Below are 291 nucleotides of genomic sequence, written 5' to 3'. Positions count from 1 at the left end.
ACAACAAGCTGTAGCGCATTGGAACGAAGTGTCTTGGCTTAATATTAACGGTGAGGTTTTTGATGCGTTTGCGCATTCAGAACATGATGCCTTACCCAAGTTATCTGGCCCAGAAGGGACAGAAATAGAAGTATTGACCAGCTACCAGCAGTTAGATGATTTATTGACAATAAACGAGTTTAAGTTGGCTAGTTTACGCTTAAGCCCACGCCATGCCTGGCATGCCGTACTAGCAAATGGAATTGAAATTGAGCTTGGGCGAGAAGATAAAATGTCACGGATACAACGTTT

Annotated in this window: 1 protein-coding gene; it reads left to right on the top strand. The window is 43.0% G+C overall.

From position 1 onward, the window contains the following. Nucleotides 1-28: 28 nt before the first annotated feature. Nucleotides 29-291 (top strand): cell division protein FtsQ/DivIB (locus AAEY72_RS14440; protein ID WP_352311202.1); only part of this gene is annotated, 263 nt, incomplete at its 3' end.

The sequence above is a fragment of the Psychrobacter sp. W2-37-MNA-CIBAN-0211 genome (genome assembly GCF_040309405.1).
GTDB classification, from domain to species: Bacteria; Pseudomonadota; Gammaproteobacteria; order Pseudomonadales; family Moraxellaceae; genus Psychrobacter; species Psychrobacter glaciei.
The sequence above is the reverse complement of the archived record's forward strand: the minus strand, read 5'-3'. Positions and strand labels throughout refer to the sequence as shown.